6 protein-coding genes and 1 pseudogene are annotated in these 6,130 nt (G+C 64.2%); 4 read left to right on the forward strand and 3 right to left on the reverse strand.

Going from position 1 to position 6,130, the window contains the following annotated elements; genetic code table 11:
- Positions 1–468 precede the first annotated feature (468 nt).
- From dinB to IE209_RS33325, 4 genes are all read left to right on the forward strand, one after another.
- Positions 469–1,614 (forward strand): DNA polymerase IV, encoded by a 1,146-nt coding sequence (dinB, locus tag IE209_RS33310; protein ID WP_189691158.1) that lies wholly within the window; start codon positions 469–471, stop codon positions 1,612–1,614.
- 337 nt (positions 1,615–1,951) lie between these two features.
- The gene (locus tag IE209_RS33315) at positions 1,952–2,716 is read left to right on the forward strand and encodes a hypothetical protein (RefSeq protein WP_189691153.1); all 765 of its coding nucleotides are present in this window, start codon (positions 1,952–1,954) and stop codon (positions 2,714–2,716) included.
- Positions 2,717–3,473: 757 nt separating this feature from the next.
- Entirely contained in the window at positions 3,474–3,785 is a 312-nt protein-coding gene (locus IE209_RS33320) for a hypothetical protein (protein WP_189691154.1), read from the forward strand.
- 3 nt (positions 3,786–3,788) lie between these two features.
- Entirely contained in the window at positions 3,789–4,535 is a 747-nt protein-coding gene (locus IE209_RS33325; protein WP_189691155.1) for a metallophosphoesterase family protein, read from the forward strand.
- Positions 4,536–4,559: 24 nt separating this feature from the next.
- Here IE209_RS33325 and IE209_RS33330 read toward each other — a convergent pair whose 3' ends face one another.
- The 3 genes and pseudogenes from IE209_RS33330 to IE209_RS33340 all read right to left on the reverse strand — a co-directional run.
- Positions 4,560–5,030 (reverse strand): hypothetical protein, encoded by a 471-nt coding sequence (locus tag IE209_RS33330; RefSeq protein ID WP_189691156.1) that lies wholly within the window; start codon positions 5,028–5,030, stop codon positions 4,560–4,562.
- Between the two features lie 428 nt (positions 5,031–5,458).
- Entirely contained in the window at positions 5,459–5,764 is a 306-nt protein-coding gene (locus tag IE209_RS33335) for a hypothetical protein (RefSeq protein WP_189691157.1), read from the reverse strand.
- Positions 5,761–6,130: pseudogene (locus IE209_RS33340) on the reverse strand (cytochrome ubiquinol oxidase subunit I); the annotation flags it as partial. The pseudogene IE209_RS33340 and the gene IE209_RS33335, both read right to left, overlap by 4 nt.

A 6,130-nucleotide genomic window follows, 5' to 3' on the forward strand; every position in this document is an offset into this window, starting at 1 on the left:
CAGGCGCTTTATTGCGAATAGGACGGGGCCGGGAATACGGGGGCAACATCACGTTGCGGGCGATGCACGCCGATGCACGCCGATGCATTCTCACCCTCCCAAACGCTGCTGCGCGTATACTGGATGCCCAAACAGTTCTACTGTCTTTCAACCTAGCATGGCGTCGAGCTTTCGCTCGACATCGCCCCTCCTGGGGCACCGGCCCCTGCGCCGCCGCCTCTTCGCTACGCGATCCGGTTGCTTGAAAGTGATCACGGGCAGCGGGAGCGGGTCGAGGCGAAGACCTAATCTGGCATCACTCAATCCGGACTCTGGCCGCGATCACAGGTGGCCGGACCGGTGCCGCACGGGACGTACGCGGTGAAGGGGCGCACTTTGAGGATGAACGCCACGAACCGCAGTCACGGTGCGTTGGTCAAGCGCCTGGAGTTCAAGGACGGCTGCGGCCCTGACAGAAAATTGCCGCCCATGCGTCGCATCGCTCACATCGACATGGACGCGTTCTTCGCGTCCTGCGAGCTATCGCAGTACCCCGAGCTGCGCGGCGTTCCCATGGTCGTAGGCGGACGTCGATCGGACGCGCCCACGGTCAAGCCCGACGGCACGCGCGAGTTCGCCCGCCTGCGCGACTACGTCGGGCGGGGCGTGCTCACGACGGCCAGCTACGAAGCCCGCAAGTTCGGCGTGCGCTCCGCGATGCCCACGATGACGGCGGCCCGCCTGGCGCCCGACGCGATCATCCTGCCGGTCAACTTCGAGCTGTACCGCAAGCACTCCAGGCTCTTCAAGGAGGCCGTCGCATCGGTTTCTTCCGTGATCGAAGACATCGGCATCGACGAGGTCTACTGCGACGTCTCGATGCTGGAAGACGACTCCGAGACCATCGCTCGGCGCCTGAAGACGGCGGTGGTCGAGGCGACGAGCGGCCTTACCTGCTCCGTGGGGCTTGCGCCGAACAAGCTCTTGGCCAAGCTGTCGTCGGAGATGCAGAAGCCCGACGGCTTCACGATCCTCACCATGGAAGATTTGCCTGGCAGGGTCTGGCCCATGGCGGCGTCCAAGATCAACGGGATCGGGCCGAAGGCCAACGAGCGCCTGGCGTCGTTCGGGATCGACACCATCGGCGACCTGGCGGAGCGTGAGGAGCCTTGGCTCATCGAGAAGTTCGGCCGCAGCTACGGCGCCTGGCTGTATCGGGTCGCGCACGGGCTCGATGACCGCCCCGTCGTCACGTACAGCGAGCCGGTGTCGATGAGCAGGGAGACCACCTTCGAGCGCGACCTGCACGCGGTGCGCGACCGCGAGGAACTGGGCACCGCGTTCAAGGCCCTGTGCGATCAGGTCGCGGCCGACTTGGCGCGCAAGGGCTACGTCTCCAAGAAGATCGGCGTGAAGCTGCGCTTCGACGACTTCAAGACGGTGACGCGGGACGTGACGCTGCCCTCGGCCATCGGCGACGCCCGCAGTCTGCGCAAAGCAGCCAGCAGTTGCATCAAGCGAATCGACATGGTGCGTACCATTCGTTTGCTCGGCATCAAGGCTGGAACCCTCTCGCGGCCCGGTTCTGTGGAAGACGCGGAGGACTCCGCGCAGCTCGAACTGAAGTTCGAGTGAGTCCTGCTCCCCCATTCGATCCTGCAACCAAAACATCTGCAGAGTTGATGAGATCTACGTTGCACAGGATGGCGCGGAATGCAACCATCCGCGTCTTTTGTAACGAGGTAAGGCCATGGCCGCGGTTTCCCGGTTTTGTAGTCAGTGGGTTTGGATGGCAGTCGCGGCGGTGCTTGCTGGGTGTGGGGGCGGAGGAGACAGCGAGCCCGACGCAGGCGGGCCGGCTGCAGCGCCCACTGCAAACGCTGAGGGGCTTTGGAAGGGCACCACGAGTGCCGGTCGCACACTCCGAACGCTTGTACTGGACGATGGATCCTACTGGTCGCTTTACTCGGCCGTGAACGCACCGGGCATCGTCTCTGGCGTGGTGCAAGGGACAGGCAATACGACACCCGGCAGCTTCTCGTCGCCATCGGCGCGCGATTTCAACGTGGAAGCGGGCACCATCTCGGACGCCACGCTGTCGGCCTCCTTTGCTCCGAAACAGTTTTTCAACGGCTCGCTGAGCTACGCTTCGCCAGCAACCACGACAACGTTCAGCGGCACTTACGACGCTGCGTACGACCAGGCACCGCTACTGGCCACGCTCACCGGTACTTACGCAGGGACGGCGTCCACACGGTCTGGCACGGAAACCGCCACGTTGACCGTGAGCAGCACGGGCGCAGTCCTCGGAACCAGTTCCGACGGATGCCAGTTCTCTGGCACTGCAACACCGCGCCGGAAAGGCAACGTGTTCGACGTCTCGCTGACTTTCAAGGGCGGCTCATGCGCGAACGGAACGTCGACGCTGCCGGGCATCGCCTACCTGGAGGGAAGCAGTCTGTATGGCATGGTCCTGGACTCCTCGCGGTCCAACGGCGCCTTGGTCACCGCGACCAAAGTCCTCAGCACCGTCGGCGAACCCACCCCGGCGCTGCCTTCCGTTAGCGGGCCGACCCCCGCACTGCCTTCGGTTAGCGTCCCATCAACCGGTTCGAGCAGTGGTTCATCGATCACAACCGGAAACAGCTCGGGGTGCGGCTCTCGGGGCGGACCAGGCTATCGCAAGGCCAACGGACAGTGCGCCAGTTGGGCAGACTACTACGCTGGTCGACGGTGAAGCATTCACGTGACCGCGCGCGAGACAGCGCTCGAAGAGCTTGCCCGCGATCACAGGTGCGCGGCTTGAGTGTGTGAGCGACCTTGTGCCGCGCGTGACCGAATATGTGGGGCGCAAGGCACTCGGGCGCCCGTACCCCCGCTGACGCGGGTGCGAGAGCGCAGACGGCATGTCGCTGAGTCCTGATTCGGATCTGGCGGTCAAGAAAACACTCCGCCTCTCAACGTCGCCGGCCCCGCTGTTCGGTGCTGGGGCCTCTGCAGCGATGGCGCTCACAAGGGCATGGGGGCGTGGAGCTGCCCTAGCTTCGCAAGAACTCGAGCACCTGATCCCGCCAAAGCCAGCGAAGAGGGGCCCCGGCAGGACCTCAAAACCTTCACACGTGGCGCAATTCACGATGCCGTCCTAAGATGCTTGGCAGGAGTCGTTCTGCACCACTACCGGACCGACATGCCCGCGAAAACCCAGCACGTCCGTAACTTCAGACCACCGTCCAGTTGAAGCTGTGATCCGATCCACCGAAATGTCAAACCACGGTCCAAGGGTCCTGCGTCTGCAATGGACGCGTGAGGGCGCTTGCTCGTCGATTCGAGCCACCTCGGTCAAGCTTGGGGCGAGAGCCGCGCCACGCTCGCGAAAGCGTGCATGCGCAACGAGCTAGTTCGACTGAGGGTCGGAAGACCATGGTTCTATCCTGCGGTGTTCTCCCGTCTGCTGCGCGACGAGGTTTACCGGGTCAACCGAGCGCTCAAGGGGGATGACGCCGCTGGCAAGTTCGTCTTTTGGCACCGCACGCACGGCGGACTCGGTGGGCGAGACGTTTGCCACGCTCTGCGACACGGGCTGTTCGATCGGGTTCTCGATCTGGCTTTTGGTTGGTCGCAAGAGCGCGGGCTGGTTGAAGATGACCCACTCAACTGATCCGCGCGAAGCTGCATCGAAGGCCCTGTCGCGTCAATTCAGCCAGGGGTGCAAGTCCTTGGATGCCGTGTTTGTCTCCGAGAAGCCGTGCGAAAGACGAGCTAGGGCCTCGATGAAACCCATCGCTTCCAACCTCGATCCGTCCTGAGTCATGGGCCCTGTTTTGTACTGCGGCGACCCCCACGGTTCGTTCGCTCACATCGTCGAGGCGGCCCTGCGCACGGATGCCTGCGCTGTGGTGCTGCTCGGAGACATGGAGCCGAAGCGCCCGTTGCACGAGGAACTCGATCAGATTCGTGACCGCGTGTGGTGGATCCCCGGCAACCACGATGCCGACTCTGACGAGATCTGGGACCACGTCTGGGGCAGCGACCTCGCGGACCGCAACCTGCACGCCCGGGTCGTGCCCCTCCCGGACGGCACTCGACTGGCTGGCCTCGGCGGGGTGTTCCGAGACGCCGTCTGGCACCCGACGCCTGCTGCCGCGCGTGGTGGCGCACCGGCGTTTCAATCCCGGGCCGAACATGCCGCGGCCATGCCCCCGCAGGACCGTTGGCGAGGCGGGCACCAGTGCAAGCACTGGGGCACCATCTACCCAGACGAGTTGAACCGCCTGTCCGAACTGCAAGCCGACGTTCTGGTCACGCACGAGGCATCCGGCTACCACCCCTACGGTTTCGAACTGCTGGACGCGCTTGCGCAATCTATGGACGTGAAGGCACTGGTACATGGCCATCACCACGACCGGTTGGACTCGCGATCGAGGTGGGCGTCTCAGGGATTCGCGTCCATCGGGGTCGGATTTCGCGGCATCTCGGCGGTCTTTGTCGAACCCGACGGTGTGCGAATTGAGGTGGTCCGCAAGGGAGACCTCGACGATCGGCGAGCCGGTCGCTAGCGTTACCGCCCAGTGAACCGCACCTCAGTGCGCATCAGCCGCTGCGAGCGCCAAGATGCGACTGCCTGGCATACCTTGCTCCAGCGCGAGGCGCGGCGTCGTCCCATTGAGGGCCATTGAAGGCGTTTCCAAGAAGGACAGCAACTGCCATCCGTCACGGGTACCGAGGCACTCCGCCAGCGGTTGCAGCAACGGCCAGATCTCCGGCTCGAATTGCCAGCTTGGCAATTTGAAGCCGCGCCGAAGGTTCGAGACGCCAATGCAGCGACCCGCTTTGATCCAGGCGATGATCGCCACGGCGCTCGTGCCTACAAGCCTGGCTGCTTCATGCGTCGTGACCATGTCCGCGGCTTCGATCCGTTCGCGAAGAAGCTGCGCACCGGATCGAACAAGCGTGACGGACTGGGCCGTAGATGCATAGGGACCAGCTGCTGCACCGCGCAGTTCACGGTCGCTTACGCGAGCAGTTGGTGATGTAAGGGAGCGGTCTTTCATGTGCGATCCAGGCTCTCTGCGATCGCCTTGGAGCATAGCGACCACGGCACAGTCTACCGATGTCGCACCCATAGTGCGTTCAGCGGCCCATTGCATCGGACGGACTTCATGCCTGAGCCCCTTCACGGACCACGCTGAGTGCAATGGACTTGATAGATCCCCAACCGCCCGCAGGCTGGCCATATGCCCGGCAAGGGTCCCGGGTGTTCGGGCGTGGCAGTCTGCAGCGTGGCTCCTGAAGAGCATTCGAATGTGAGTGGCCGAGCGCATGAAGAGCATCGGCCGGACCGCCCCACCGAAGTAGGAGAACAATGCGCGCGCCTGTGCGTCGCCCTGGCGCAAGACGTTGCGCATGTGTCTCCCTGGAAGGTAGTGGCGTTGAGCCGCTGCACGTCCTCGCCGATGGATCGCGCATGCAGCCGTGAGATTCACGGCAGCAGCGCAACCGACGGCCATCCCGTGAAGAGTATCGCCACCACCGCGATCATGGTCGTTCCACGAGCAAAGCGTCGCTTCCAGCGAGCGAGGTCGCCCCTCGCATCGGTGCGCTCGAGGCGCCAGTGGAGAACACCCACTGCTGCCAGCGCGACGATGGTGAACACCCAGGCCATCACATGGTTCCACCAGCGATGGGGCGAGAACTCGGAAACAGCCCAGCAGCCGATGAAGTGGACAAACCAGATCGATAGCGAACTCAGCACGGGCTGCCAGCTTGCGGGTCGGCTGATGATCATGCCCCGCCCCACGGCACGATGCGCGGGAGCAGCAACGCGGCGCTTCCCTCGATCGCGGTGTAGATGAACAGCAAGCGCAGAGCTTCCAGTGTCTTGTTGGCGGGTCCCGGCGCCAAGCCGCGCATCCAGCGGGCAACGTAATAGATGGCGCAGAGGAGCACCGCAGCGACGATCACGCCGTGCCAGGCCAGCATGACAAAGATCGCTGCGCCTTGCGCGCTGGCATCACCGCGCAGGCCAGCGCTCCACCAGTCGTGCACATCCACCGCCAGCGCGACAACCAGGCAGCAGGCGCTCAGCGCCATCAGCGCAGCGCTGATGCCGGGGCCGTACCGCAGGCGCGCCAGCGCCGGCCTTGCCGCCCAC

This window comes from Pseudorhodoferax aquiterrae, assembly GCF_014652235.1.
In the GTDB taxonomy this organism is placed as follows: Bacteria; Pseudomonadota; Gammaproteobacteria; order Burkholderiales; family Burkholderiaceae_C; genus Pseudorhodoferax; species Pseudorhodoferax aquiterrae.

Coding starts and splice junctions, on each gene's coding strand:
- dinB (WP_189691158.1), top strand. CDS start 469: ATGCGTCGCATCGCTCACATCGACATGGACGCGTTCTTCGCGTCCTGC.
- IE209_RS33320 (WP_189691154.1), top strand. CDS start 3,474: ATGACGCCGCTGGCAAGTTCGTCTTTTGGCACCGCACGCACGGCGGAC.
- IE209_RS33325 (WP_189691155.1), top strand. CDS start 3,789: ATGGGCCCTGTTTTGTACTGCGGCGACCCCCACGGTTCGTTCGCTCAC.
- IE209_RS33330 (WP_189691156.1), bottom strand. CDS start 5,030: ATGAAAGACCGCTCCCTTACATCACCAACTGCTCGCGTAAGCGACCGT.
- IE209_RS33335 (WP_189691157.1), bottom strand. CDS start 5,764: ATGATCATCAGCCGACCCGCAAGCTGGCAGCCCGTGCTGAGTTCGCTA.